The organism is Spirillospora sp. NPDC052242 (genome assembly GCF_040679555.1).
GTDB lineage: Bacteria > Actinomycetota > Actinomycetes > Streptosporangiales > Streptosporangiaceae > Spirillospora.
Map to the genome: position 1 here is coordinate 106,776 of NZ_JBFAUZ010000018.1, position 26,955 is coordinate 133,730.

The 26,955-nt window shown below is 72.1% G+C and carries 20 protein-coding genes; 6 read left to right on the forward strand and 14 right to left on the reverse strand.

Features of this window, described 5'->3' with window-relative positions; translation table 11 throughout:
• Positions 1-50 precede the first annotated feature (50 nt).
• Positions 51-338 carry a hypothetical protein gene (locus tag AB0L25_RS17170; RefSeq protein ID WP_500173047.1) on the reverse strand — a complete coding sequence of 96 codons (288 nt, stop codon included), beginning with the start codon at positions 336-338 and terminating at the stop codon, positions 51-53.
• Between the two features lie 273 nt (positions 339-611).
• A complete protein-coding gene (locus tag AB0L25_RS17175; protein ID WP_500173049.1) occupies positions 612-1,580 on the reverse strand; it encodes a LysR family transcriptional regulator in 969 nt (322 codons plus the stop codon).
• Between the two features lie 91 nt (positions 1,581-1,671).
• Between AB0L25_RS17175 and AB0L25_RS17180 the strand changes: the two genes are divergently transcribed.
• Positions 1,672-2,811 (forward strand): diaminopropionate ammonia-lyase, encoded by a 1,140-nt coding sequence (locus AB0L25_RS17180; RefSeq protein WP_500173051.1) that lies wholly within the window; start codon positions 1,672-1,674, stop codon positions 2,809-2,811.
• Positions 2,812-2,937: 126 nt separating this feature from the next.
• Positions 2,938-3,375, forward strand: a complete 438-nt coding sequence (locus AB0L25_RS17185) for a PucR-like N-terminal domain-containing protein (RefSeq protein WP_500173053.1) — start codon at positions 2,938-2,940, stop codon at positions 3,373-3,375.
• A gap of 45 nt (positions 3,376-3,420) precedes the next feature.
• Here the strand turns inward: AB0L25_RS17185 and AB0L25_RS17190 are convergent, their stop codons facing one another.
• The 11 genes from AB0L25_RS17190 to AB0L25_RS17240 all read right to left on the reverse strand — a co-directional run bounded on the left by AB0L25_RS17190 (position 3,421) and on the right by AB0L25_RS17240 (position 20,633).
• Positions 3,421-5,088, reverse strand: a complete 1,668-nt coding sequence (locus AB0L25_RS17190; RefSeq protein WP_500173055.1) for a catalase — start codon at positions 5,086-5,088, stop codon at positions 3,421-3,423.
• A gap of 115 nt (positions 5,089-5,203) precedes the next feature.
• On the reverse strand, positions 5,204-6,067 hold the full coding sequence (locus AB0L25_RS17195; RefSeq protein ID WP_500173057.1) for a DUF7192 family protein: 864 nt from the start codon (positions 6,065-6,067) through the stop codon (positions 5,204-5,206).
• Positions 6,064-7,272 carry an AAA family ATPase gene (locus AB0L25_RS17200; protein ID WP_500173059.1) on the reverse strand — a complete coding sequence of 403 codons (1,209 nt, stop codon included), beginning with the start codon at positions 7,270-7,272 and terminating at the stop codon, positions 6,064-6,066. The genes AB0L25_RS17195 and AB0L25_RS17200 overlap by 4 nt, the downstream gene beginning before the upstream one ends.
• A gap of 80 nt (positions 7,273-7,352) precedes the next feature.
• A complete protein-coding gene (locus AB0L25_RS17205; protein ID WP_500173061.1) occupies positions 7,353-9,083 on the reverse strand; it encodes an ABC transporter ATP-binding protein in 1,731 nt (576 codons plus the stop codon).
• The gene (locus AB0L25_RS17210; RefSeq protein ID WP_500173063.1) at positions 9,084-10,913 is read right to left on the reverse strand and encodes an ABC transporter ATP-binding protein; all 1,830 of its coding nucleotides are present in this window, start codon (positions 10,911-10,913) and stop codon (positions 9,084-9,086) included.
• A 2-nt stretch (positions 10,914-10,915) separates the two neighbouring features.
• Entirely contained in the window at positions 10,916-11,944 is a 1,029-nt protein-coding gene (locus AB0L25_RS17215; RefSeq protein ID WP_500173065.1) for an iron-siderophore ABC transporter substrate-binding protein, read from the reverse strand.
• Between the two features lie 104 nt (positions 11,945-12,048).
• Positions 12,049-12,858: an ABC transporter ATP-binding protein gene (locus AB0L25_RS17220; RefSeq protein WP_500173067.1), complete on the reverse strand. Its 810-nt coding sequence runs from the start codon at positions 12,856-12,858 to the stop codon at positions 12,049-12,051.
• Positions 12,858-13,910 carry a FecCD family ABC transporter permease gene (locus AB0L25_RS17225; protein WP_500173069.1) on the reverse strand — a complete coding sequence of 351 codons (1,053 nt, stop codon included), beginning with the start codon at positions 13,908-13,910 and terminating at the stop codon, positions 12,858-12,860. The genes AB0L25_RS17220 and AB0L25_RS17225 overlap by 1 nt, the downstream gene beginning before the upstream one ends.
• Positions 13,907-14,947: a FecCD family ABC transporter permease gene (locus AB0L25_RS17230; protein ID WP_500173071.1), complete on the reverse strand. Its 1,041-nt coding sequence runs from the start codon at positions 14,945-14,947 to the stop codon at positions 13,907-13,909. The genes AB0L25_RS17225 and AB0L25_RS17230 overlap by 4 nt, the downstream gene beginning before the upstream one ends.
• A 153-nt stretch (positions 14,948-15,100) precedes the next feature.
• A complete protein-coding gene (locus AB0L25_RS17235) occupies positions 15,101-17,848 on the reverse strand; it encodes a hypothetical protein (protein ID WP_500173074.1) in 2,748 nt (915 codons plus the stop codon).
• A 154-nt stretch (positions 17,849-18,002) separates the two neighbouring features.
• Complete coding sequence (locus AB0L25_RS17240; RefSeq protein ID WP_500173076.1) at positions 18,003-20,633, reverse strand: hypothetical protein; 2,631 nt, start codon at positions 20,631-20,633, stop codon at positions 18,003-18,005.
• A gap of 40 nt (positions 20,634-20,673) precedes the next feature.
• On the opposite strand from AB0L25_RS17240, the gene AB0L25_RS17245 reads away from it, so the two are divergent.
• Positions 20,674-21,150 carry a hypothetical protein gene (locus tag AB0L25_RS17245; RefSeq protein ID WP_500173078.1) on the forward strand — a complete coding sequence of 159 codons (477 nt, stop codon included), beginning with the start codon at positions 20,674-20,676 and terminating at the stop codon, positions 21,148-21,150.
• 613 nt (positions 21,151-21,763) lie between these two features.
• Here AB0L25_RS17245 and AB0L25_RS17250 read toward each other — a convergent pair.
• Positions 21,764-22,336, reverse strand: coding sequence for a hypothetical protein (locus tag AB0L25_RS17250; RefSeq protein WP_500173080.1), 573 nt, complete (start codon positions 22,334-22,336; stop codon positions 21,764-21,766).
• A 319-nt stretch (positions 22,337-22,655) separates the two neighbouring features.
• Between AB0L25_RS17250 and AB0L25_RS17255 the strand changes: the two genes are divergently transcribed.
• From AB0L25_RS17255 to AB0L25_RS17265, 3 genes are all read left to right on the forward strand, one after another.
• Positions 22,656-23,966 (forward strand): hypothetical protein, encoded by a 1,311-nt coding sequence (locus AB0L25_RS17255; protein WP_500173082.1) that lies wholly within the window; start codon positions 22,656-22,658, stop codon positions 23,964-23,966.
• Positions 23,967-24,230: 264 nt separating this feature from the next.
• A complete protein-coding gene (locus tag AB0L25_RS17260) occupies positions 24,231-24,515 on the forward strand; it encodes a hypothetical protein (protein WP_500173084.1) in 285 nt (94 codons plus the stop codon).
• A gap of 369 nt (positions 24,516-24,884) precedes the next feature.
• The gene (locus AB0L25_RS17265) at positions 24,885-26,918 is read left to right on the forward strand and encodes a hypothetical protein (RefSeq protein WP_500173086.1); all 2,034 of its coding nucleotides are present in this window, start codon (positions 24,885-24,887) and stop codon (positions 26,916-26,918) included.
• The last annotated feature ends 37 nt before the right edge of the window (positions 26,919-26,955 follow it).

The window sequence follows — 26,955 nt, forward strand, 5'->3', positions numbered from 1 at the left end:
GCCGCCGCGTTCCGCTCCGCCCGCGGACGGGGACGGGGCGGGCGGCCGGTTCACGCGCACGTCGGTTCGCGGGGCGTCGGGGCGCGCCCGTAGGCGCGGGACACCGCGGCGATGGCCCAGCGCATCCGCGCGAGGTAGGCGTCCGGGTGGTCGCCGGCCTCCTGCGCGATCTCCGCGAGGCACGCGCTCCGGTCGCCGCCGCAGGCGCCGAGGCGCGCGTCGACGGCCGTGCGCACCTGCTCGGCGGACGGACGGTCGGACTCCTGCAGCGCGGAGCCGTACAGGAGCCGGGCGAGTTCTATGGTGTTCATCGAGGTGAGGATCGACGTGTCGGACATCGTTGCCTTCTTCCTGCGGCCCGGTCCCGTCTCCGGTCCGCGTCCCTCTGCCGCCGATGCCGACTCTGCCCGGTCGGCGGACTCATCGCCATCCGGGAAAACCCCCAAAAAGGATGCGGCTCACCCGCATGTGGCCCGTGGACGGGGTTCGGGGTGATGGGGAGGCCCGGGAGCCCCGGCGTGTCGCCGGTCTCGTCAGGGGGCCGGAAGGTCGCCTCGGCGAGGGAGGGACTTGATGTTCCGTGGTGATAAACGGATGTTGTGCATCCGAGCTTAGCCGCCGTCTGCAAATCCTTTGAGGGTCTCTTGGGGGTGTTCTCGCGGAGGGCGTTCCCGCAGCGGACGGGCGAGGGCCTCGCACCACGCGCGGACGGCCGGGTGCGCGCCGCTCCCCCGGCGCGTCGCGGCGTACAGGCGCCGGACGTGCCGTCCCCGCGGCAGCCGCGCGACCGGGACGGCCGGGGCCGCGCCCGTCCACACCAGGTCGGGCAGCAGGGCGGCGGCGTGGCCGCGCTCGACGAGCCGCAGGTGCAGCAGCAGGTCGGTCGACTCGTAGCGGACGTCCGGTTCGAACCCGGCGTCCCGGCACAGGCGGGTCGCCCAGCGGCGTGACGCCGTCCCCGCGGGCTCCATCACCCAGGGGAGGTCGGCCGCCGCCGCCAGAGCGGCCTCCCCGGAGGCGCTTCCGGTGGGGCTTCCGGAGGCGCTTCCGGTGGGGAGGGCGAGGCGCATCTCGTCGCGCCCGAGCTCCGCGTACTCGATGCCGTCCGGGCGCGGCATCGGCTCGTCCGGGTACTCCTCGGTGACGGCGACGTCGAAGTCGCGGGCGAGCAGCGCGGGCAGGGCGCTCTCCGGCTCGCACTGCGTGACCTCGACGCGCAGCCGCGGGTGGGCGGCGCCGAGCCGGCTGAGCGCGTCCGGGACGAGCGCCAGCGCGGCCGTCTGGAACGCGGCGACGCGCAGCGTGCCGGTGAGGCCCTCGAGCGACGCCGCGAGGTCGGCCTCCGCGCGTTCGAGCCGCTCCAGCACCGCCTCGGTGTGCGCGACGAGGATCTCGGCCTGCGGGGTCAGCCGCACCCGGCGGCCGACCGGTTCGAGCAGCGGCACGCCCGCCTCCCGCTCCAGCACCGCGAGCTGCTGGGAGATCGTCGACGGGCTGTACGCGAGGGCCTCGGCGACGGCGGCGAGCGTCCCGCGGTGCTTCAGCTCGCGCAGCAGCCGCAGCCGGTGCAGGTCCAGCATCGCTCCACCCTCGATCGTTCGGTTTCACTGACGATTATCGCTCGGAAACGTGCGCTGGACCGATCGAAGCGCGCTGCGAAAGCCTGAACGCATGACCACGATGACCCGCACGTCCTGGTACGTCCGTCCCCGGTCCGCGGCGGACGGCCGGCCGTCCGGACCGGCCGCTCCCCGCGACGCCGTCGCCGCGTTCCACCGGACGCTGCCCGGGTACGCGCCGACCCCGCTGGCCGAACTTTCGGCGCTCGCCGCCGAACTGGGCGTCCACCGGCTGTTCGTGAAGGACGAGTCGTCCCGGCTGGGCCTGCCCGCGTTCAAGATGCTCGGCGCGTCGTGGGGCGCCTTCCGGGCCGTGTCCGAGCACTACGGTCTCGCCGAGCCGACGCTCGAACGGCTGCGCGCGCGCTTGCGCGGCGAACGTCCGGTCGAGCTCGTCACGGCGACGGAGGGCAACCACGGACGGGCGGTCGCGGCGATGGCGCGGCTGCTCGGCGCGCGCGCCCGCATCTACGTGCCGGACGGCGTCCACCCCGCGGCGGTCGCGGCGATCGAGGGCGAGGGCGCGCGGGTCACGCGGGTCGCGGGGTCCTACGAGGAGGCGGTCCGCCTCGCCACGGGCGCCGCGTCCGCCCCGGACGTCCTGCTCGTCCAGGACACGTCCGTCCCCGGCCACGAGCGGGTGCCGCAATGGATCGTGGACGGCTACTCCACGCTCTTCACCGAAATCGACGACGAGTTGCGCGCGCGCGGGGCCGAGCCGCCGAGCCTGGTGGCCGTCCCGGTGGGGGTGGGGTCGCTGGCCCAGGCCGCCGTCACCCACTACCGGGCGGGCCGGACGCCGCCCACGCTGCTGACCGTCGAGCCGGACGCGGCGCCCTGCCTCCTCGCGAGCCTCGCCGCCGGACGGTCCACGACGATCGGCACCCGCGCGACGATCATGTCCGGGCTGCACTGCGCGGCGCCGTCCGCGCTCGCCTGGCCGCACCTGCGGGACGGCGTGGACGCGGCCGTGGCGGTCTCCGACGGCGCCGCGGCCCGCGCCGTCCGCGACCTCGCGGCGCTCGGCGTCCCCGCCGGACCGTGCGGCGCCGCGTCCCTCGCGGGCGTCCGCGCCGCGCTCGTCCCCGGCCGCCGCGCGGCCCTCCCGGACGGCCACGACCGGACGGTCGTGCTGCTCGCGACGGAGGGGGCCTCCGCGAATCCCGCGGTCGCCGCCGGCGCCCGCCCCTGACCCGGAGGACATATCTCCGGAATCGGGGTGAATTCAGGGGGGACAGGCGTTCTACGCGTCGGTAACATGCCACTACTCGCGGGTACGGACACCACCGCGAACCACCGACCCGTGCGGAGGTGACCGATGCAGACCGTCGCGGCACCCGTGACCAGCCGCCTCATCGACCGCCTCGACGAGATCGCCGCCGAGGTCGCCGGGGACATCACCGTCCGCGTCCCCGCCTACGCGCACCTGCCCGACAGGGTCGTCGCCCGCGCCGTGCGCGACGCCCTCGTCGTCTACGCGGGCGCCCACGGCAAGGCCGCCGCGCTCGACTGGTTCCGCCGCCTCGGCGCCCGCTCCGCCCGCGCCGGACAGGACGTCCGCCAGCTCGAGTCCGCGCTCCGCACGGGCGCCCGCATCCTCGTCCGCGAGATGGCGGGCGCCGCCGCGCGGCTCTACCCGCCCAACGACGAGTTCGTCGCCGTCATGGAACGCGCCTTCACCGGCGAGGCCGAGATCATCGAGGCCGCGCTGACCGCGCACCACATCGCCCACACGGCCGACGGCCGTCCCGTCTGACCGCGAAGCCCTCGGCGTCGGGCCCCGAGCCGGGGCGCGGGCCGGTCAGGTCTCGCCGAAGTGGTGGACGGCGCGTTCGTTCGGCACGCAGTGCGTCATCTTCAGACCCCCGATGTCGCGCGGACCGTTCTTCCCGAGGTTCGCGCGGCGCCGCTCGTCCTCGTCCGTCAGCGTCTGCCCCGGCAGCGGCGCCAGGTGCGCGACGGCGTCCGGGCCGATCCCGAGGCCCTCGCCGACCCGCAGGCCCAGATCGTCCTCGGCCAGCAGGAAGTGCCACACCATCCGCTCCTGGATCGGCCGCTCGCACCGCGACAGCTGCCCCACGAGCGTCTCGACCAGCGCGTCCCGCTCCCAGTCCTCCATCAGCAGATACCGCTGCCCGGCCTGCACGTAGTCGTTCGTCCGCGGGATCCGCTTGCGCGTCACCCGGCCGACGATCTCCGGGCCCTCGTCGTCCTCCGTCGGGTACTGCGCCTCCCGCAGGCCCCCCGTGATGGACGGCTCGTAGTTCACGTGCGGGTTCTCGCCGCTCCCGTCGACGAAGTAGGCCATCTGGCCGTCCCGCTGGTTCGTCCGCACGTTCGCGTTCTTGGCCCGGTTCACCGGAAGCTGCAGGTAGTTCGGCCCCACCCGGAACCGCTGCGTGTCGCTGTAGGAGAACGTGCGCCCCACCAGCATCTTGTCGTCGGAGAAGTCGAGCCCGTCCACGAGGACGCCCGTCCCGAACGAGATCTGCTCGTTCTCCGCGAAGTTGTCCTTCACGTTCTCGTTCAGCACCATCCGCCCGACCGGCTGCGGCGGGAACTCGTTCTCCGGCCACACCTTCGTGTCGTCCAGCGGGTCGAAGTCGAGCTCCGGGTGCTCGTGGTCGTCCATCATCTGCACGACGAGCTCCCACTCCGGGAAGTCGCCCCGGTCGATCGCCTCGTGCAGGTCCCGCGTCGCGTGCCCCAGGTCGCTCGCCTGCACGGCGGCGGCGTCCGCCTCCGTCATGCTCCGGACGCCCTGCTTCGGCATCCAGTGGTACTTGACCAGCTTCGTCTCCCCGGCCTGGTTCACCCACTTGTACGTGTTCACCCCGAACCCCTGCATGTGCCGGTAGTCGGCCGGGATCCCGCGCGGGCTGAACAGGTTCACGAGCATGTGCATCGCCTCGGGCGTCTGCGACATGAAGTCGAAGATCCGGTTCGGCTCCTGCCGGAACGTCACCGGGTCGGGCTTCAACGCGTGGATGACGTCCGGGAACTTGATCGCGTCCCGGATGAAGAACACCGCCAGGTTGTTCCCCACCAGGTCCCAGTTGCCGTCCTCGGTGTAGAACTTCACCGCGAAGCCCCGCGGGTCGCGCGCCGTCTCCGCCGAGTCGCGGCCGCCGATCACCGTCGAGAACCGGATCGCCAGCGGCGTCCGCTTCCCCTCCTCCTGGAACAGCTTCGCGCGCGTGTAGTTCGCGATCGGCTCGTCGCCCCACCTGCCGTACGCCTCGAAGTACCCGTACGCCGTCACGCCGCGCGCGTGCACGACCCGCTCCGGCACCCGCTCCCGGTCGAAGTGGCTGATCTTCTCGAGGAACTGGTAGTTCTCCAGCGTCGCCGGGCCCCGCGCCCCGACCGTCCGCTGGTTCTGGTTGTCGTAGACCGGATGGCCCTGCCGGTTGGTCAGCACCTCCCGCTCGTCCCCCGGTTGCGCCCCCCTGCTCGAAACGTCGGTCACGACGCCCCTCTCCTCTCGCTGCGCGACGGTCCCTCAGCCGCCCCTACCCGAAGCGGAACAGGGAAAAGTCACGTGCGGTGCTGTTTGGGTAAACGCCCGACTACAGGGTGTGCGTTCAGGGGGTGCGGAGGAGGTTCAGGCTGGTGAACATCTCCTGGCACCAGGCCAGCGCGGTCTCCGCCGTCGCCCACTGCGGGTCGTCGGGCGCGAGGTAGGGGAGAACGTACGGGTCGGTGACGCCGTCCGGGAGGTCCTCCGGGAGACAGGTGTACGGCGCCCGGCCGTAGTTCTCGTCGTGCATGCGGCGGGCCACGGGGCGGGGAGCGCCGTCGTAGACCGCCAGCCACAGGCGCCGCAGCATCGCCGGGTGCGCCATCACGAACATCAGCCGGCCCATGTCCAGCGGCTCCGCCGCCGACACCACCCGCGCCACCGCCGCGAACCGCTCGCCCGGGCCCACGTGCGCGCAGAAACCCGACCAGATCTCCACGCTGTGCCCCGACGCGATGATCGACGAGCACAGCGCGGCCAGCGCCACCCCCCGGTTGCGCACGGCCGCGTGCGGCGTCGTGTGGACGTACCCGGCCGGGACGAGGAACGACACCACGCGGCCCCGCGCCGAGATCCGCTGCGGCACCGCGTCCACCATGCACTCCGGCGTGCCGCTCAGGTAGACGCCGACGTCCACCTCGCCCCCCGTCACGTCCCACGACGGGACGAGCGCCGTCGTCACCACCTCGTCCCGCACCCGTTCCCGCAGCTCGGCGACCTCGGCGTCCACCTCCGGCAGGACGGTCGTCCAGCCGTCCCTCGCCAGCCGCAGCGCCTCGTCCCAGGACGCGCCCGGCCACGGCCCCCGCTCGCCGCGGCCGCTGCCGTCGGGGATGCTGTCCGGCGCGCGCGCACGGTCCACGAACTCCTGCCACGACCACATCGGCTCCAGGGCGTGCACCGTGTCCCCGATCCGGGGCCCGTTCACAGGCCGAGCGCCGAACGGTGCGCCTCCGACATCCCCCGGACGACCCGCCACCGCATCGCCTGCTCGACGCTCGCACCCGCCTGCAGCAGTCGCGCCGCGTCGATGCAGGCCCGCGGCGAGAACATCACCGGGAGCCGCTTGTCCGCGGCGGTCGCCCGCAGCCGCCGCACCTCCGCGAGCACCTCGCGGGCGTCGTCCGCCCGGTCCGGCGCGTGCGCGAGCGTCACGCGTTCCTCGAGGTCCTCGTCGACCGGGACGTCCACGACCGCGAACCGGTCGAGCGTCGCCGCGTCGAGCGCCTGCCGGCCGACGTACTGCCGATCGCCGCCCGTCCCGTACGTGTTCGCCGTCGCGACCAGCCGGAAGTCCGGGTGGGCCCGCACCATGCCGTCGGCGAACGCGCACGACCGGATGGACAGCGCCTGGTTCAGTTCGGCGAGCAGACCCGGGTGGCCGCTGTCCAGCTCGTCGAGGAGCATCAGCCCGCCGTGCTCGAACGCCCGCCGGAACGGGGTGCCGTGGTAGTTCCCGTGCGCGTCGTAGTAGCCGAAGATCTTGCTCATCGGCGTCGTCGGCCCCAGCGACAGCGCGTGGAACTCCTGCCCGAACGCCTCCGCGGCCTGCTGCGCCATCATCGACTTCCCGGTCCCCGCCGGGCCCACCAGCAGTACGTGGCACCCGGCGCCGAGCGCCAGCACCAGGTCCGGGAACACCGCGTGCGTGTGCCCGCCGACCCGGATCGCGTCCGGCGCGGCGCCCACCCGCACCTCCACCACGGGCGGCACCGTCTCCGCGGCGACCTCGGCGACGACCCGGGCCGCCTCGTCGCGCGCGAACGCGCCGACCGTCCGGGTCAGCTCGGTCCGCGACTCCTCCAGCGCCTCCCAGGCGTCCCCGAGCTCCTCCTCCACCGCGGCGAGCGCCCGCTTCAGCGTCTCCGCGGACGCCGACTCGGCCACCTTCTCCGCGGTGCGCGCCGCGACGTCCTCGGCCGCCCCCTCCGCGGACCGGACGATCTCCTCGGCGCGGGCCACGCGCTCCCCCGCCACCGCGCGCGCGACCCGCTCGGCCACCCGGCGCGCCGTCGCCGCCATCGTCTTTTCGGCGTACGCCGTCCGCGCGAACGCGTCCGCGTGGTGCATGACGGTCTCGAACGCGGCCGCGCCCGCGATCCGGCGGACCTCCGCCCTGGAACTCTCCCGCATGCCCCGAGTATCGGCCGCCGCCCCCGGGACCCCTCCCGCCACCGGACGGCCGCACGGGCGCGCCCGTCCGGCCGTGCGGGTCAGCGGGCCACGGCCCGCCGGTACTCCGCGTCGGTGCCGAGGAGCGCCCGGTGCGTGCCCTGCAGGGTGATGACGCCGCCGTCCAGGACGAGCACGCGGTCCGCGGCGTCCAGCAGCGCCGGGCTGCTCGTGATCACCAGGGTGGTGCGGCCCCGGCGCAGCTCGGCGACGTTCCGCGCGATGAGCTGCTCGGTCACCGCGTCCACGGCCGTCGTCGGGTCGTGCAGGACGAGGACGTCCGTGTCGGCGGCCAGCGCACGGGCCAGCGACAGCCGCTGCCGCTGCCCGCCGGACAGGTTCGCGCCGCGGTCCCGGACGGCGTGGTCGAGCCCCTCGGGGTGCAGGGCGACGACGTCGGTGAGCATCGCCGCCTCGACCGCCGCGTCGACCGGCCGTCCGGTGCCCGCCGGGTCGATGTTCGAGCGGAGCGTCCCCGCGAAGATCTCCCCGTCGTACGGGTTCACCAGCATGTGCGCGCGGAGCGCCTCGATCGACAGGTCCGCGATCTCCCGCCCGCCGACCCGCACCGCGCCCTCGTACGCGCCCGGCGGGACCCGCACGGCGAGGACCGCCGCGAGGTCGGCCGCCGCGCGCGGCCCGTACGCGGTGATCGCCGCGAACTCCCCGGCGGGCACCCGGAACTCCAGCTTGCGCAGCGTCCCGTACCGGACGCCGTCCACCTCGAGGCCGCCCCCGGCGGGGCGCTCCGAACCCGGGGCGTACACCGGCGGCGCGGCCAGCACCAGCGCCATCCGGTCCGCGGACGCCCGCGCCGTCATCACGTACTTCGGCATCTCCGAGAACCGCTTGAGCGGTTCCATCACGAACTGCGCGAGCCCCACGGCCATCACGAGCTGGCCGATGGTGATCTCGCCCCGGAACGCGAGCAGCCCCGCCGTCAGGGTCACGGCGGTGGCGAGGGCCGCGTTGAGCGCCAGCGCGGCGCCCGCGTACGCGCCGTTCACCCCGGCGACGTGGACCGCCTGCCGCTTCGCCTCCCCGCTGACCCGCCGGTACGACCCGAACGCCGCGTGGTTCCCGCCGAAGCCGCGCAGCGGCCGCAGCCCGATGATCAGGTCGGCGACCTTCGCGCCCGCCCGCGCCACCCGCGCCTGCTGCTCCCGCGTGCCCGTCCCGATCCGCCGGGACAGCACGCTCAGGATCGACAGGATCGCGACCGTCCCCACGATCACCAGCAGCCCCAGCCGGACGCTCGCCAGGCCCAGCGTCACCGCCGTGATCAGCACCGCGACCAGCGAGCTGACCAGCAGCGGCACCACCTCGACGATGTCGGCCGTCTGGTCGGCGTCCTCGGTCGCGATGGTCAGCACCTCGCCGGACTTCAGCCCCGCGTCCGCCGGCACCGGCCGCAGCCCGCGCGCCGCGACCCGCACCCGCCACCGGTGCGCCTCCGTCGTGTTCGCCTTCTGCAGGACACGCATCCCGAACCGCCACGAGAACGACACCGTGGCGGTGATCACGGCCAGCGCCGCGATCGACACGCCCAGCGCGCCGAGGCTCCGGTCCCGCAGCGCGTGCTCGACGATCAGGCCGAGCGCGATGGGGAACGCCGTCTCGCCCGCCTGGTACATGCCCATGAGGACGGTGCCCCGCGCCATCGCGCCCGCGTTCCGGCGCAGCGCGATCCGCAGGATCTCCGACCCGGTGCGGGGGAGCCCCGCGTCGTCGTCCCTCAACGCGGCGTCGTCCTTCTTCGCGGCGGCGTCCACCTAACTGCCCTCCCGCCAGGCGCGCCACAGCCGCGCGTACCGGCCGCCCAGGGCCACCAGCTCGTCGTGCGTGCCCTGCTCCACCAGGCGTCCCGCCTCCAGGACGGCGATGCGGTCGGCGGCCATCGCCTGCGTGAGCCGGTGCGCCACGAACAGCGTGGTGCGGCCCCGGCACGCCGCCAGCACCGCCCGCTCCAGCTCGGCGGCGCCCTGGCTGCCCGCCTCCGCCGTCGACTCGTCCAGCACCACCACCGGCGCCCGGCTCAGCACCAGCCGCGCCAGGGCGACCTGCGTGACCTTGGTGGCGTCCAGCCGCTCGCCGCCCTCGCCGACCGGCGTGCGCACTCCCTCGGGCAACGCGTCCACCCACGCGTCGGCGCCGACGACGCGCAGGGCGTCCCGCACCTCGGCGTCCGACGCGCCCGGCGCCGCCAGCCGCAGGTCGTCGGCCAGCGTCCCGGAGAAGACGTGCGTCTCCTGCGTCAGGATGCTCACCAGCGCCCGCGCCCCCGCCTCGTCCAGGTCCGCGAGATCGGTCGGCCCGATGCGCACCGAGCCCGCCTGCGGCGTCCCGATGCCCGCGACCAGCGCGGCCAGCGTCGTCTTCCCCGCGCCCGTCGCCCCCACCAGCGCGAGCGACCCGCCCGCCGGGATCGTCAGATCGACGTCCCGCAGGACCGGCCGCTCGGTGCCCGGGTAGCGGAACGTCAGCCCCTCGACCGTCACCGGATACGCCGCGCCGCCCGCGCCGCCCGCCGGCGCGCCGTCCGGGTCGCCCACCAGCCGCTCGTCCGCGCTCTCCTCCAGCACCCCGACCAGCCTGGTCAGGCTCGCGCCCGACTTCTGCGCCTCGTCGAACGTGAACAGGATCGCGCCCAGCGGGTTGAAGAGCCGGTGGAACAGCAGCGGCGCCGCCGACACCTCGCCGAGGCTCGCCGCCCCGGACTCCAGCAGCGCGTACCCCACCACGACGATCAGCGTCAGCCCGATGAACTCGGCGCGGTTCTCCCGCCCAACGAACCGGCCGAACATCCGGAACACCTCGATGCCGAGGTCGCGCACCCGCCACGACTCGCGGTCGACCCGCTCGCGGAAGGCGTCCTCCAGCCGGTACGCGCGGACCGTGTCGATGCCGTTCAGGCCGCTGATCAGCGCCTGCGCCCGGTCCGCCTGCGCCACCCGCTGCCGCCGGTACAGCGGCGCGGACCGGGGGAGGTACCAGCGCAGCGCCAGCGCATACGCGGGCAGCGCCCCGGCGCCCGCCAGCCCCAGCCGCCAGTCCAGCCCGAACATGCCGACGGTCGCGGCGGCGACCAGCACGCCCGCCGAGAACACCGTCGGGACCGCCGTCCGGATCCCCTTCGACAGCACCGCCACGTCGTCGCCGACCCGGGACAGCACGTCCCCCCGGCCGACCTGCTCGACCCGCGCGCTCGGCATGCCCAGCACCGCCCGGACGGCGCCCTCCCGCAGGCGCGCGAGCAGATCGGCGCCCAGCCGTCCGATCAGGTAGGTGGACGCGGCGGTGGCCGCCGCGCCGAGCAGCGCGGCGACCACCATCAGCACCCCGACCGTCACCAGGACCGACCGCGACCCGCCCTGGACGATCCCGTCGACCACCCGGCCGAGCAGCAGGATCGGCAGCACCTGGAGCGCCGTCCCCGCCACCGTCGTGAGCACGGTGGCGGCCGACAGCCACGGCACCTCCCGGCAGTGCGCCGCCACCCAGCGGGCGGCGTCGCGCCCGGTCGCCGTCCGCAGGGCGGCCGCGTCGCGCGCACCGGCCGTGCCGCGCGCGCCGGTCGTGTCGGCGGTGTCGGTCGCGGTCACGCTCAGCCGACCGACTCGACCATCTTGTCGATCGCGTACGGCAGCGACAGCAGGGTGCCCTGCGACATCGCCGCGCCGACCGCCGGGCCCTCACTGTCCAGCAGGTACGACACCTTCCCCTCCTTGACCGCGGAAAGGTTCGCGAACAGCTCGAACTTCTTCAGCGCCGCCTGGTCCGCCCGGTCGTTGATGACGAAGATGCGGTCGACGTCGATGAGGTCGATGCGCTCGGGGGACAGCGTGGTGAAGAACTTGCCGTCCGCGATCTCGTCGATCTTCGTGGCGCCCTTGAAGCCCATGCCCGTCAGCAGCCGCCCGCGCACGTCCGTCGTCGTGAACGGCGCGACCGACCCCTCGTACCAGGACAGCGCGACGGCGGTCTGGTCGGCGAACTCCGGGTGCTCCTTGCGGGCGGTGTCGAGCTTGTCCTGGATGCCCTGCACCAGCTTCTTGCCCTCGTCCTCCCGGCCGAGCGCCTTGGCGATGTGCACCGCGTTGTCCTGCCACGGCGCGCTGAACGGCTCCTTCTCGGCCTTCGTCCGGCCCACCGTCGGGGCGATCTTCGAGAGCTTCTCGTAGGCGGCCCGATCGATCTCGGAGTAGACCGCGATGATCAGGTCCGGCCGCAGCTCGGCGATCTTCTCGAAGTTCGGCCCGGAGTCGCCGTTCTTCATGACGACCTCGGGACGCGTGTCGCCCCACTTGTCCTTCACCCACGGCCACTGGGTGTTGATGTCGGGGGACGTCCCGGGCGGGTTCGGGTACTGGTCGACCATGCCGACCGGCTTGATGCCGAACGCCAGGATGGCCTGGTCGTCGGTGTACCCCACCGAGACGACCCGCTGCGGGGCCTCGGTGATCTCCGTGGACCCGAAGGCGTGTTCCACGGTGACCGGGAAGACGCCGCCCGCGGCCGCCGCCGCGCCGTCGTCCGTCCCGTCCGCGGAGTCGGAACCGCAGCCGGTCAGGAGGCCGGCGCCGAGCGCGGCGGCGGACAGCACCGCCGCCAATCGTCGCAGGGACCTCGTCATGGTCGTTCGCTGGAGGAGCACTCGAAACCCCTTGCATTCAGTTCGCTGCAGGCAGACGAACCCCAAAGAAATGAGGACAGGCTAACCTAACCTGAAAGATCGTTCTATGGCGGGTCGCCCTGCACGTGGGCCCGCCCGATCGGCACGATGAGCGGCCGGTCGCTCACCGGGTCGCCGATCACCTCGGCCCGCAACCCGAACGCCTCCAGCAGCAGCCCCGCGTCGAGCACATCGCGCGGATGCCCCTGCGCCAGGATCGCCCCGCCGCGCATCACGATGAGGTTGTCGCTGTACCGCGCGGCCAGATTCAGGTCGTGCAGCACCATGACGACCGTGCGCCCCGACTCGTGCAGGTCGTCCACCAGGTCCAGCACGTCGATCGCGTGCGCCAGGTCCAGGTACGTCGTCGGCTCGTCCAGCAGCAGCAGGTCGGTGCCCTGCGCCAGCGTCATCGAGATCCACACCCGCTGGCGCTGCCCGCCCGACAGCGCGTCGACCGGACGGTCCGCCAGATCCGACACCCCCGTCATGGCCAGCGCGCGCTCCACCACCCCGGCGTCGTCCGACGACCACTGCCGCAGCCAGCTCTGGTGCGGATGGCGGCCCCGCGCGACCAGATCGGCCACCGTCAGCCCCTCCGGCGCGACCGGCGCCTGCGGCAGCAGCCCCAGCTTCTTCGCGACGTCCCGCGTCTTCAGCCGGCCGATGTCCTCGCCGTCCAGGACGATCGTGCCCCGCGCCGGCTTGAGCAGCCGCGACAGCGTCCGCAGCAGCGTCGACTTCCCGCAGCCGTTCGGGCCGATGATCGTCGTGATCACCCCCGGCGGGATCGACACGTCCAGCCCGTCGATCACCATCCGGCCGCCGTACCCGACCGCGACCCCCTCGGCCGCCAGCCGTGCGTCCACCGCCATCACATCGCCTTCCTGAGGTTCGCCCGCACCAGCAGGTACACGAGGAACGGGCCGCCGATCGCGGCCGTGACCACGCCCACCGGAAGCGACACGGGCAGCGCCGTCCGCGCCACCAGATCCGAGCCGATCAGCAGCAACGCCCCCACCAGCCCCGACACCAGCAGCGGCGGCGTCGGATACCGCACCAGCCGCATCGCCACCTGCGGCGCCACCAGCGCCACGAACGGCACCGGCCCCGCCGCGCTCACCGCCACCCCCGCCAGCAGCACCGCGCACAGCAGCATGGCCGCCCGCACCCGCGCGTACCGGACGCCCAGGCCCGCGGCGACGTCGTCACCGAAGTGCAGCGGCCGGAACTGGAACGCCGCCGCCACCACCACGACCAGGATCGCGACACCGCAGAACAGCGCGATCCGCACCTCGTCCCACCCGCGCCCGTCCAGCGACCCCACGAGCCACGCCTGCGCCCGCGCCACGTCCCGGATGTCGGCCGTGACCAGCAGCCAGCTCGTGAGCGCCTGCATGACCGCGCTCACCGAGATGCCGATGAGGATCAGCCGGAAGCCGTCCACCCCCCGCCGCCACGCCAGGAAGTAGACCAGCAGGCCCGTCCCGAGCCCGCCCGCCAGCGCCGCCGCCGACAGCCCCGCGGCCGCGACCGCCGCCGCGGCCCCGCCCGACACCGTCACCAGGAACACCGCGACCACCCCGGCGCCCCCCGTGATGCCCAGGATGTCCGGGCTGGCCAGCGGGTTCCGCGCGACCGACTGCGTGATCGCCCCCGACACCCCCAGCGCGATCCCCACGACCAGCCCCGCCAGCGCCCGCGGCAGCCGCAGATCCATGACGACGAACCGGTCGACCCGCTCGCCCTGCCCGAAGATCGTGGCGATCACCCGGGGCACCCCGATGGAGAAGTCCCCGACACTGATCGACAGGCAGAACACCAGGAACGTCACCGCCGCGAGCACCAGCGTGACCAGGACGAACCACGGCCGCCACACGAACGACGCGCCACCGAACCGGACACCCGGCGCCACCGAGGCCCTCATGCGCTCTTGAACTTTCCGCGCCACACCAGCACCGCGAAGAACGGCGCCCCCAGCAGCGCCACGACGATCCCCGCGTCCAGCTCCGCGGGCCGCACCACGAGACGTCCGGCGATGTCGCACACCAGCAGGACGACCGCCCCCAGCAGGCCCGCGTACGGCACCAGCCAGCGGTAGTCGGGCCCCGTCAGGTACCGCGCCACGTGCGCGACCATCAACCCGAGGAACGCGATCGGCCCGCACGCCGCCGTCGTCGCCCCCGCCAGCAAGGTGATCGCCACGACCCCGACCGTCCGGCTGACCCCGATGTTGACGCCCAGCCCCCGCGCCACGTCGTCACCGAGGTTCAGCAGGTTGATCGCGGGCAACGTCGCCACCGCCAGCAGCAGCCCGACCCCCACGAAACCCGCCACCGGCCAGATGACGTCGAACTTCACGCCCGCCACCGACCCCGCGTTCCAGAACCGCCACACGTTCAGCGCCGCCTGATCCGACATCGCGATCGCCGTGGTCATCGCGGCCAGGAACACCGTGACCCCCTGCCCCGCCAGCGCCAGCGTCAGCGGATTCCCCGCGCCCCGCCCGACGCTCGCCAGCCCGAAGACCACGACCCCCGCCACCGCCGCCCCGAAGAAGGCGAACCACACGTACTGGAACGGATTCGACAGCCCGAGAGCGATGGCCGCCACCACGGCCACGGACGCCCCCGAGTTCACCCCCAGCAGCCCCGTGTCGGCGATCGGGTTCCGCGTGTACCCCTGGATCAGCGCCCCGCCGACCCCCAGCGCGACGCCCGCCACCACCGCGAGCACCGTCCGCGGCACCCGCACCGTCTGCACGATGAGCCTGATCTCCGTGAGCCGCTGGTCGGCGTCCGTCCCCGCGAACAACCCGCGCCAGACCTCGCCCGGACTCAACGCCCGCGCCCCCACCGCCAGCGACGCCACCCCCGCGACGGCGAGCACGCCCACGAGCACGCCCAACCCCACGACCCGCCGACGCCGGACCCCCGCGACCCCCACCGCGGGCCGCTCGTCCACCAATGCGCTCATTCTCGGCCAAGCCCGACTAGCAGCACTTTCCCTCCGAAAACAAGCCAACCGAGGGCAGCCTAACCTAACCCCCGATCCCGGACACGGGTGAGGCCCGCGCCGCCACCGGCGCGGGCCTCGGTCAGACGACCGGCCCCGGGATCACACCCGGACCGACGGGGAGGCGGGGGCCGAACGGCCCTCGGGTCCCCGTTCCAGCCGCTTGAGCCGCCCCGCCCCGGGATCCGAAGCGGGCCCGGACCCCCCGGACGCGGGCGGGCCACCGGCATTCCCCGGGGTCGACGCGCCGCCCCCGCCCGACGGACCGGACGGGGCCGGGGCGCCACCGGACGGCGCTCCCCCGGCGGGCGGACCCGACGGGCCGTCGCCGCCGCCCTCGTTCAGCATGTTGTCGTCCTCGAGAGGCGGGGTGCCGCCACGATCGGGATCGATCGTGTTGTGCCCCTCGTCCCGATCGCCGTAGCTCGGCTCCTCGTCGTCCCGCCACCCCTCGTGGGGCATGCGCTCGCCCGGACCGACGCCGTACCGCTCCTGGCCGTACATCCGCACACCGGACCGCGGCGGACCCGCCTCACCGGGCGTCCCCTCCGGCGCCGGCGCCACCGGCTTCAGGTCGCGGAGCAGCAGGTTCCGGTCGAGGCCCTCGCCCTCCGTCCCGGCCTTGTACCGGTACACGGCCGGCCTGTCGAACGGGTGCGGCGGGCCCGACTCGTCGTCCTTCATCTGCGGGTAGACGTAGAGCCGCCTGACGAGTTCGGCCAGCTCATCGCGCAGTTCGCTGCCCTTGTACTCGTGGTCCCCGAACCCCCACGTGAGCTCCGACCAGAAGTCGCGGTTCCGAGCGTTGTACTCGTCCAAGAACTCGCGGGCGGCGACCGGGTCGGTGGCGAACAGCTCGGCCAGCTCCTTCGCCCTCTGGTCGCGCTCGGCGGCCAGCTGGAGCCCGTAGTTCTGCGCGATGACCTGCGCGTTCATCGCCGACACATCGAACGTGAACGCGTAGCCGTCCACCATCGGCCCCACCTTCCGCGGCAGGAGCCGAGGCTGCACCCTCTCGAGCCCGGGAAGCTGCAGGACCGGATCGGTGGACCACCCTCCGGGAGCGAGCCTTCCCCCACCCCCGCCGGGGGTGGTGGGCGCCGAGCCGCCGGACAGCCCCGAGACATGCGGACCGTCCGCGGGCGGCGCCGTGACGGGCGGGGCCCCGGGAACGACCGGACGCCCCGGCCCGGCCGCCACACTCGGCTCCGGAACCGCCGCACCACCGGACGGCCCGGCCTTGGGCCCCGTGGACGGCCCCGGCCGCGTCGGCGGCGTGCTCCCGCCGTCACCGCCATCGGCGGTCCCGCGCGGACCGGCCTCCCCGTTCCACCCGTACCCGGCGTCGGGCGCGGCACCGGCTCGGGGCCGGGCCCCACCACGGCCGGGGTCGAGACTCGGCCAAGCACCCTGTCGCCCGCCCCGACCGGGGATCGCCCCGGTACGCGGACCGCCCGCCTGAGCACCACCGGTTCGGGAACCGGCCGTGGAGGTACCGCCGGCACGACCGGTGTCGAGGCTGGGCCAAGCACCCTGGCGCCCGCCCCGGCCGGGGATGGGCCCGCGACGTGCAGTGCCCGGAGCGGCACCGGAGCCGCGACCGGGTTCGAGGCTGGGCCAGACACCCTGGCGCCCGCCCCGGCCGGGGACGGGCCCACCGCGCGGAGCGGTGCTCTGGGGGCCGCCGGCCAGCCCGGACGGCCGTCCAGCGCGTCCGGACGTCCCCGAGACCGTGGTTCGGTCGCCCTCGCCCGGCGTCCACCCGGCGCCGCGCGCCCAGGGCTCGCGGTCGAGCTGGTCGGCCGCCACCAGAAGGTTCGACCGGGCCTCCTGCGCCATGATCAGGTCGTTGGTGAGGCGATGGCGGGTGACCGGGTTACGGGTGGCGGCGCGTGCGGCCTGGAGCCGTTCGATCCGCTCCTGGGACGCCCGCAGGTCCGCGCAAGTCCCCTCCACATACTTCCGGCGCTCTTTGAGGACGTTCCGGTTGGCCTGCTCCAGTTGCCGGTAGGCGCGCCGGGTTCCCCAGCCCCGGTCACGTGCGCGCGCGACGTTCCGCGCGGCTTGTTCCGCCCGGCGTTCGGCCCTGGACAGCGCCTGGGCGCGGCGCTCGCGCAGATACGCCTCGGTGAACTCCCCGACCGGCTGCACGAAGCGCAGGGCGGTGACCGGGTAAGGCTCCAGGCCGGCGAAGCCGTCCGAGAGCACCGCCGCACCCGTGTATACGTGCCGCTGGACCAAGGGGTCGACGGTCTCCCCCGCGACGGCGGTCGGCCCCCACAGCGTCCGCATGGCGCGGGGACTCGACATGATCCAGGGTTCGGGCCTGAACGGCCCGCGCCCGACCCGCTCGCGCCACGAACCGGGCGACCGCTGGCCGGAGGACGCGCGATCGTCCTCGCGGTCGTCAGGCCCGGCCGCCTCGGAACGCCCGGGGGAGGCCGCAGGACGGTCCGGTCCGCCCGGCGTCCCCTCCGGGTCTTCGGGCTGAACCACCGGCCGGGCCGGTTCGGTCGACGGCGGGCGCGGCTCGTCGGACCGCCGATTCGGGCGCGGCTCGTCGGACGGCCCGGTCCACGGGGGGAGTTCCGCTGACGGCGGCTGGGGCCGGAAGTCGCGCTGAAGCCGCTCGATCCGCTCTCGCAACTGCCGCTGCTGCTGTTCGAGGCGGTCGGTGAAGGGATTCGGGGACGGGTCGTCGGGCGACGCGGCGCTCGCGAACGGCGGCGGTTCGGGACCCCCCGCCGCGTGCGCGGCGTGCGCCGCCAGCACGTCGTAGGCCACGGCACCGAGGACGGCGAGGAAGAATCCCCCGACCAGGGTGAGGCCCACTCGAATCGGTCTGATCATGACGTTCAGACCATCCGTCCGGACGGGTGTCCGGCAACCCTTCCGAGCCGTCCGGACACCCTCCGGACACCTCCCGGACACCCTTCGTGCATGTCAGGGCCATGCACGCGTGAGGCCCGCACCGAATCGGTGCGGGCCTCGGCTCGGCGAAGGGTCAGGCCTTGATGGACGGATCGTCGTGCTTGTTCATCGACCGTGCGGGATCGGAGTTCGCGTTCCCCTGCGAGTTGGGCGGCGCGGGTGCCGGTGCCGGACCACCGCCCTGCCCCGGCGCCCCACCGGAGCCGCCCCCCTCGATGGTGTTGGACGACCCGCCCGAAGGCGGAGCGCTCGGCGCGGGCGCGCTCGGAGCGGGCGCGCCGGGCGCCGGTGCGCCCCCACCGCCATCGCCCATCCCGTGCCCACCGTCGTGGTTCTTCGGCCGCTCGTTCCCGGAGTTCTCCTTCGCATCCCTCTCGCGCCGGTACTCCCGGCCCTCTTCGATCATCTCCATGTTCTTCTCGTGCCTGCTCGGCCCGTCGTCGTCCTCCTTCTCCTCCTCCCGATCCGGCTCCTCCGCCGGGGCGGGAGCCGGGGCGCGGCGGGGCTCCTCGCGGAGCAGCAGGTCCAAGTTCTCGCCCTCCTCGCCGACCTTGTACCGGTAGAGCGCCGTGGTCGTACGGGCGTTGCCCCCGTTCTCGGGGGTCATCACACCGAGCTTGGTCTTGTCGTCGTTCGGCGCGGGCGGCGTCGTCTCCTGCGCCGCCGGGGGGTTCAGGACCGCCTCCGCGAGCTCCCTCAGCTCGGGAACGAAGTAGTCCTCCAGGAACTGTTCCGAGCCGAACCCCAGGAACTGGCCGAAGTCGCGCTTGCGGCGCTCGACCCACGAGAGGTCCTGGTACCGGTCGTACTCCTCCGCGAACCGGCGGGCGAAGTCCGGGTCCTCGGCGATCTTCTCGGCCGTCCAGTTCAGGTTCTCGGCGAGCATCCTGCCGTACAGCTCCTCCAGGCCCAGGGTGGCGATCTCGGCCGCGAGGTTGCGTCCCCGAAGCGGCGATTTGCCCGCCACGCTCGGGACCTTCTCGGGGGTGAACGTCGGCGCCTGCGGCTTCGGCTGCAACGGCTGCTGCGGACGGTCCGGCACGGGCGTTTCACGCTTGATGATCGGCCCCGTCTCGTCCCACTCGGGAGCCGGTCCCGGCTTGGGGTTCCCGGGCGACGGACGCGCCGTGTCGGGCGCGGTGCCCGCACCAGGCCCCGTCGGGAGCGTGGGACGCCCCGCACCGGGCTGCGGCGGGGCGGCCGGGTTCGCGGACGTCGCCGGCGCGGGCAGGGTGCGCACCGGCCCGCCGGTCACCGGCGCGGGCAGGGTGCGAACCGGCCCGCCGCCGCCACCGCGCCCGTTCCCGGGCCGGGACGACCCCGGGTCCCCGCCGCCCGGACGGGTGTCCGACGAACGCCCGCCACCGGGCCGGGTGTCCGACGGGCGCGAGTTCTCGGACCGCCCACCCGACGGGCCGACCGGGGCCGTCGTCCGGGGGCGCTCCAGCACCCGTCCGGGTGCGTCCGGGCTGGTCGGACGGGTCGGCGTGGGCCGCACGCGCGGCTGCTCCTGCGGCATGGGCGTCCCGGGCGCGGTCGGCCCCGAACGGACGGCCGGGAAGAGCGGAGGAACGCGGAACGGCTCGTCCTCGGGGTTCTCACCGGGTTCGTCACCCGGCCCCTCGGGAGTCTCGGGAGTCCCGGGAGTTTCGGGTTCACCGGGCAGGTTCGGCTCGGGGTCGCCCGGCAGACCGGGCCCCTCGGGAGTCCCGGGAGTCTCCGGCGGTTCGGGATCCCCCGGCGGGTTCGGCTCGGGATCGGCCGGCAAGCCAGGCCCCTCGGGAGTCCGCGGAGTCTCGGGCGGCGTAGGGTCCCCGGGCAGACTCGGCACCTCGGGCTGCTCGGGCACACCCGGACCACCCGGGGCACCCGGACTCCCCGGAGAGTCCGGCTGCACGGGCGGGTTCACCGGCTCCTCACGCTGGGGAACCTCGGGCCGGGGGAGGTCGCGCTGGGGGAACTCGGGCCGGGTCTCCTCGGGCCGGGGCTCGTCAGGCTGCGGCTCGCCCTGCCGGGGATCCTCAGGCCGGGGGGCGACGACCGGAGGATTCAGCGGGTTCGGCAGCTCGATCGGCTGCACATCCCCGATCCGGTTCGGCGAACTCTGGCCGCCCTGCCCACCTTGCTCTTCCGCACCGGCCTGGCCACCTTGCCCTTCGTGCCCTTCGGCACCGCCCTGCTCACCTTCTCCCTCCATACCGCCCTGCTCGCCGTTTTCACCCTGGCCTTCCTGCCCCGCCTCCCCATTGCCGTTCTCCAGCTCCTTAAGGCCGGGCCAGAGGTTTTTCTCGGTCTCCTTCACCTTTTCCAAGGCATTATCTGCCTTCGTCAGGCGCTCTTCCAGCTTGGCGACCTCAGCCGCATCGCCACGCTCCCGGGCCTCGTCCAGCTTTCCTTGAAGCTCCTCGACCCGTTTCACCCACCTCTTCACGTCGTACCGGTTGCCGGGCGGCGTCTCGAGCCATGCCTCCCAAGCCGCGTAACCGAGTTCAGCGGCGAGCTTGAAGTAGCCGGGGGCGCTGTACCACTGAGGATCGGGGAAGGTGTTCCAGCCGGATTTCTGGTTCCTGTCCCACGAACGCTCGAGCATTTTGTCGGCGGTCTTCTTCCAGACGTAGCCAGGCTCCGTCGGAGCCTGGCTGGACGAGAGCCACATCTGAAAGCGAATGTTCAAGTACCGGGCCCAGTCGTCCAGGTTCCACACCGGCCCACTCCGTCGCGGACGGCCGTCTCCCTCGTCCGGGATGGCCAGCCCGCCGGGCGGCCCCGACGGCGGCGGACCGGACGGCGGGTTGGTGCCCGGCTGCGGGACGTCCGGCCTGGACGGACGCGTCGGCTGCGGCGCCCCGGGCGTGTTCGGCACCTGCCCGGGCGGGCTCGCCGGAGCGCCGGGACCGGACGGCGGGGCCTGCCCGGGCGGGCTCGACGGCCCGCCGGGGCCGATCCCGGTCGGCGGCGTCGGGGACGTCGGTGTCGGCTTCGGCGGGCGCTCCGGCGGACCACTGAACGGCGGCCGGGTGACCCGGTCCGGCAGCGGAACGATAGGGGTCGGCTCCGGCGTGTCCCTTTCCGTCCGCTCCGCCGATCGGCGCGCCCCGCTCCGCCGCGACTCCGGGCGCTGCTTCGGCGCCTCTGGCCGGGCCTCCGGCGCGGGCCGGGGTCGCTGCGGCCGCACGTCCTGCCCGCCGAAGCGCTCCCTCATCTCCTGGACCCGCCGCTGAACGTCCGTCGAGTCGAAGCCGGGCAGCGTCTTCTCGGTGCCGTTCGGGTCGCAGTCCAACCGGTTGTACCGGGTGCTGTAGGGCGGACACCACCGCCACGGCTCCGGGCCCGCCGCCGCGTGAGCCGGCGCCGCCGTCAACGCGTCATAGGCGAGTCCGCCCGCGGTGGCGAGGAAGAGTCCCCCCGCCAGCGTGAGCCCCGCTCGCATCGAGTGCTTCATGCCCCCAACACCAGCCGTCCGGCAAAGCGTCCGGCAACAAACCGAACACCCCCGGACACCCCAGCAGCCCGATGCAACCTTACGTTCGCCCGTCGTCCACTATCTCGTCACGTCCCATTGCCCCGACAGCGCCCTCACCGCCGCTCGCAACACGCACCACCCGAGAGAACCCCACCCAAACCGAACACCGTCGTCCGCACCTAGCACCCGCCACCGCCAAATGACCCCTGACCTGCCCGGACACCTCCGAACGCCCCCGGACACCTCGCCCACCGAGCCACGCACGTTGGCGCTTCCCGCCAGGCGGCCGCCGCTCTTCGGCAGCAATAAGAAGCCGCTAAGCCGCCGAGCCGCTCACTGGCGAAGTCGGGATGGTCTCAGGGCACCAACGGTCAGCCCTGCGAGCTCTCGGACGTGGGCGGTGTTCCGTCCGTCGGCGATGTCCACGACGTCGGGGGCGGGCCGAATGCGCGACGGCCGGCCTTCACGGTCAGAGCGGCGAGGGCGGCATTGGCGCCACCACCAATGACGGCACCGATACCGAACGGCGCCACTCGACCCAGGACGATGATTCCCTGCTTGGTCCCGTACTTCGTGACGAAATTCTTTCCCAGGATCTTGTTGATCTGGCGCAACGTCTCCACTGGCACCTTGGCGACGATTTGACGCCCCCAGTGCTGCCCCGTACGCTCGGCGACCTTTGAAATGGTGGCGTAGCCGGAACCGCCGAGCATGATTCCCATCACGATCGTCCGACGGCGCTCGATCTCGTCGATGGGGATTCCGTGGACTTCGGCGATAGAAAGCGCGAAGAGAGCACTCAGTTCGAGGGACGAGAAAGTCTCGCCCGCCGTCAGTGCCAGTGCGACTCCCGTGCCGACGCCGGGCGCGGCCGCAGTTCCTCCGACTGCAGCGCCCGTCCCGGTCAAGGTGCTGACGTACATCCGTTCCAGATTGCGGATCACCTGTGCCGGTGTCGCCTCCGGATTCCGCTGGCGGGCCCGGGCGATGTTCTTGCGCCTCTATAGGACCGTCGCGAGTTGCCGAGGCAACTCGCCCTTGTCGGGGCTTCTTTTATTTTGTGGGTATGGCTTATGAACCTCGTAATGTAGTTGATGTTCCGCTGGTTGCAGTAAGTCCAGCGAACCCCCTGAGGCCAGAAGTTGTTCACCGTCCCAAGGTTGCCGCCTGACCTGTCTGCGCCAGCCATCGACTTGGATAGATTGCTCGCCTGAAGGCAGGCGGAACAGGTATTAGGCTCTCGGTGGAGAACAAGGGGAGACGATGACTGACGACCGTACAGCAATCGTTCCGGTGTGGACGCTGGCGACTGGTGACGTCCAGGTGCCCTCTCTGACCGGGGACGAGCCGATGACGGCTGAGCGCCTGGCTGAACTGCGCAGCGTGCTGGCCGTGCTGGCCGACGAGCCAATCGTCACACTCGAGGTGCATCCGCTGCCCGAGAAGCTCGACCGCAGCCCGGGTCTCCCGTTGGATGCAGCGAGTCCCTTGGCGCAGCAACTGTCGCAACTCATCACGCAATCTGCACAGCGTACCTCCACGGCGGCCACAGCGACCGCCTCCGGCGAGGGCTTGTATCGCATGGTGGTCCCGGCGAAGTTCGCCGCCCAGTTCGGGCAGGGCATCGTTCGCCCGATGGCGTCGAAGACGGTGGCCGGTGGAGTCCGCGGTCCGCTCGTGAACTCAACGGGTATCGTCGGCGGCGCGACGTTCGTGCCAGTCGGTAAAGCGGCAGCAGCGGGCGCAGCCGGTGGGGCCGGTACCACAGCCGGCGTCGCGGTCGGGGGCAGTGCGGCGCTCACCGTGGCTGCGCCGCTCGTACTCATGGCCGTAGCGGTGGGGGTTAGCGCGCACGCCGACTACAAACGCCAGCAGGCCATTGAGCACATCACAGAACTGCTGGAGCAACTACACGAAGACAGGCTCGAGGACGAGCGCAACCAGCTCGACGGCTGCCGCGACGCCATTGACAAAGCCACCGCTATCTTGCTTGACCAGGGCAAGCTCGGTGTCTCGCTGGGACTGGACTCGGCGTCGTACGCCATCAGCACAGCGCTGGTCGCTGCCGAGCGGCGTCTTGCCAAGTGGCGAAGCGCGCTCGACACGCTGGCCGATGGCGCGCCCGTCGAGATCGGCACGCTGACGAAGTCGTTCCCCGGCCTCGCCGACGACCGTGGCGGCATGTTCCGGGCCTACCTCGAACTCGCCGGGTTGGCGATCGCGCTGGAGCGGCGGGTCATCGTCCTCCAGGCCGTCGAGCATGCCCAGAGCGACCCCGGCAACCCGTTTGAAAACTTCATCCGCAACCTCAAGGACCACCAGCAGCGCCTCGACAACCTGGAGTCAGGCATCGCTAGTGTCCTCGTGCGCCTGTCGGCGTTGGAACTGGCGCGTCCGTCCGGTTTGCGGCCCGTATTCACGACCGGTGAAGTCGAGCGCCTGATGCGCGAGGCGCATAGGATTCGCAAGCTGGGCGACGGCGTCACGTTCGACGGCCGCGCGACGGACGTGGCGATCGAGATCGCCCGCGACAAGGACGGCTCGGTGGTCGTGTTCCCTGCGCTGCCCGCGTAGGTTGGCGTGCTCACACGCAGTTGGTGCGTCGTTTGAGCACGTGTTTGCGAGGTGGTCGTTTCGGCTGCCGGAAGTATTCAAGGGACGGCGGCCGGGCGCCAGACAGGCCGGGCTGGAATGATCCGGCGGGCCATCCGGGTGATGGCGGCCCAGTGGATCAACGCCTCCGACATCGCCGAATCAAGCTCGAAAGATCCCAGTCTCGCCCTACTTGTGCCGCAGAAGACTAGTTCGTCCTCATATCTCCCTTGAGTCACCAAACTCGTGGTCGGCGCCATCGTCCACGCCGATGGCCAAGTGCCCATCCTGCACCGCTCGGCCGAGGACGCGTTCATGGCCGGCGTCGAGAATTTTTTTTCCGGCGGCGTTGAGCCAGGAAAGCATCTTCTCAGTGCACTGGACCGCGCACTTACCGAAGAAATCGGCTGGACCGGACCACTCGCTCTCGATCGGGACTTGTCACTCAATTCGACTACAACTTCGGATCTGGTCGCAAAGCCCGCCAATACACCTTCGTGCTCGCCCATCACGGTCGGCCCATCGTCTTGAGCACCGAACACACCGCCCACCGATGGCTCCCCCCCGCCGCCCTGACCCAATCGACGTCACTGACGAGACTGCTCAAGCAATTCGAACCTGGGTCGGTTCCCTTCCTCGGCAGGATAGCGGCACGGAAGATCGGCGAGTTTGAGTGTGAACGAGGCGCATCTATGCGTCCATCCTCATTGAGGGTGTCGCCCGCACGCTAGGAGAGGAGGTCCTCGCGCTTGAAGCTGTCATACAGAGACGATCCGAGCGCCAGGTGGCCGCGTCGCGGCTGGTCACCTGGGGCCAAGTTGAGTGGGTGTTGGGCTGTCCCCGGCTGGGCTCCAGGCATCCAACTCGCTGCTCAGGAGCTCGCCGTCTACAGTGACAGCTGTGGAACAGGCTGAAGTTGTCGTAAGGAAACTGCCGGATACCCCTGGTCAAGTGCGTACTGGGATCGTCTTGGAGCGCCAAGGCTCCAAGATGCGAGTTCGCTGGGATGACAACGGCTGTGAAGAGGACGTCAGCATCACCTGGACCACGACCTTCATGCCCCGAGGGAGCATGCGTCATCAGGCGCTGGTGGATCCGGAGGCACTGATGGCGCGCCTCGAAGACGATCCGACGTCCGTGTTCGTTCAGGTACTGCGTGAGTACGGAACGCGCATGACAGCAGTGGCGATCAAAGAGAAGTTCAACAACCTCGGGCTCGACATGGAGGTCGTCGACCAGGCGTGGAAGCGGGCTCAGAGAAAACTGGCCGGTCAGGAGAACGTCGCGGTTACTGGCAAGAGATATAAGTGGAAAGGCAACGACGGTAAGGCGACTCCTGGAGAGCCCGCCTTGACGGAAGTTGAAGTCACGGCCACTGAGAAGGGCGGAGCGCAGGAGCCACTGCCCGACGACTCCTCCGAGGAACTCGGAGAGATGGTTGACACTACTGCGCAGCTGAAGGAAATGCCCGGCTCTGCACAAATACGGGTTGAGGAACCCTCTCAGGCAACCGCTGAGGAGGAACTCGAAGGGCGGTCCGCTGACGCCCCGGTGTCGCTGGCAGAAGCAATCGCAGCCGCGTTGGGGGACGAGCCGGTTCCTGACCTTCTGGCTTACGCATCCAAGCCGTTGGCTACTGCATGCCGCCTGGGTGAACTAGACGAAGCCCGGATCGACCACCTTCTGGCTTCCGTGCGCGACGAGGAGCGGGCGCACGCCGTTGCGCTGCTGGTCCCGCTGCCGCAAGCCGCGAAGGCGATCGATGCCCGCGACCTGGCCGAGGTGCCCGCTGAGACGATGAGGGAGGTCATAGTCGCATCTACGGCAGAGCTCCGCGAAAGATTTGGCCACCCTGACTCAAGGGCCGCGGCTGGATGGCTGCTCCAACAAGTTAGTGATCGGCCATTGGCTCCGCAGTCCCTGCTCGCTTTCATCAGGCTTGCTGCCGCCTTCGCGGTAGACGCGGGCAAGGGGGAGGCGGCGGTCTTGGAACGCGCCGCACACGCCCTCCATGGCTGGCTGAACCAGACGACGAGGGAGGACGTTGTGTCCGTCGAGCCGGAGATGCTGGCACGGATTGCTGTCGACCTCCCCCTTACCTCTCGGGGTGGCCGGGCAGCGCTGCTAGTGGCGGTCGGCAGGCTATGGCCCGAGCAAGTCGCCAATGATATCTGGTGGCGGAACGTGACTCTGACGGCCCTGGCAGATTCTGCAACCGGAATCCTGGGACGCGTAACTGCGCAGCATGAAGTGGCCGAACGTGTCATCGCGCCGCTCATGGCTCGGGAGCTGGGGAAGACCACCAGCCGGGTCAGGCTGGCGAGCCTTTTGGCACTCCCGCACGAGTTCGTAGCATCCTTGCCGGCGGAGGCGGTGGCGAATGCGTTCAGACGCGTGGCCCTGGACGATCCGCTCGTCGACTCCTGGGTGGGAGGACTGACCGGGACGAGTCAGGTGGCGCGGTTGAAGAAAGAGGTCGAGCAGGTTCAGGCCGAGTTGCAACGCGCCCATGGGCGGGCCGAGCAGGCCGAGGAGGAGGCTCGCGAGCTTGCCGTCCGGTGCGCCAGGTTCGAGAGCCTCTTGCGACAACAGCATGAACGTTCCGTCGACTTGCGGGCTGCTCAGGAACGTCAACTGAAGATCGACGTCATTCGAGCACTGGCTGACCTGGCCGCCGACGTGGAGGAGCTCGCGGTTAGCGGTGCAACGCCGGAGATCCTGGTCGAGCGTGTTCGTGCCCTGGTATCGAATGAGGAACTGGAGGCGATCGGTGAGGCCGGTGCCCAGGCGTCGTTCGACCCGCAGGTGCATGAGCCGCTGGTCGGTGCGCCGGAAGAGGGGGAGGTCGTCACTGTGCTGCGGCCGGGGTACAGGTGGCGATCGGAGGAGGACACTCTGCTCTCCAGGGCCCTGGTGAGCCTGGCACAGCCATAAGCCTTCGCCGAGCCCCTTGGCTGTCCCCGTCCGATTT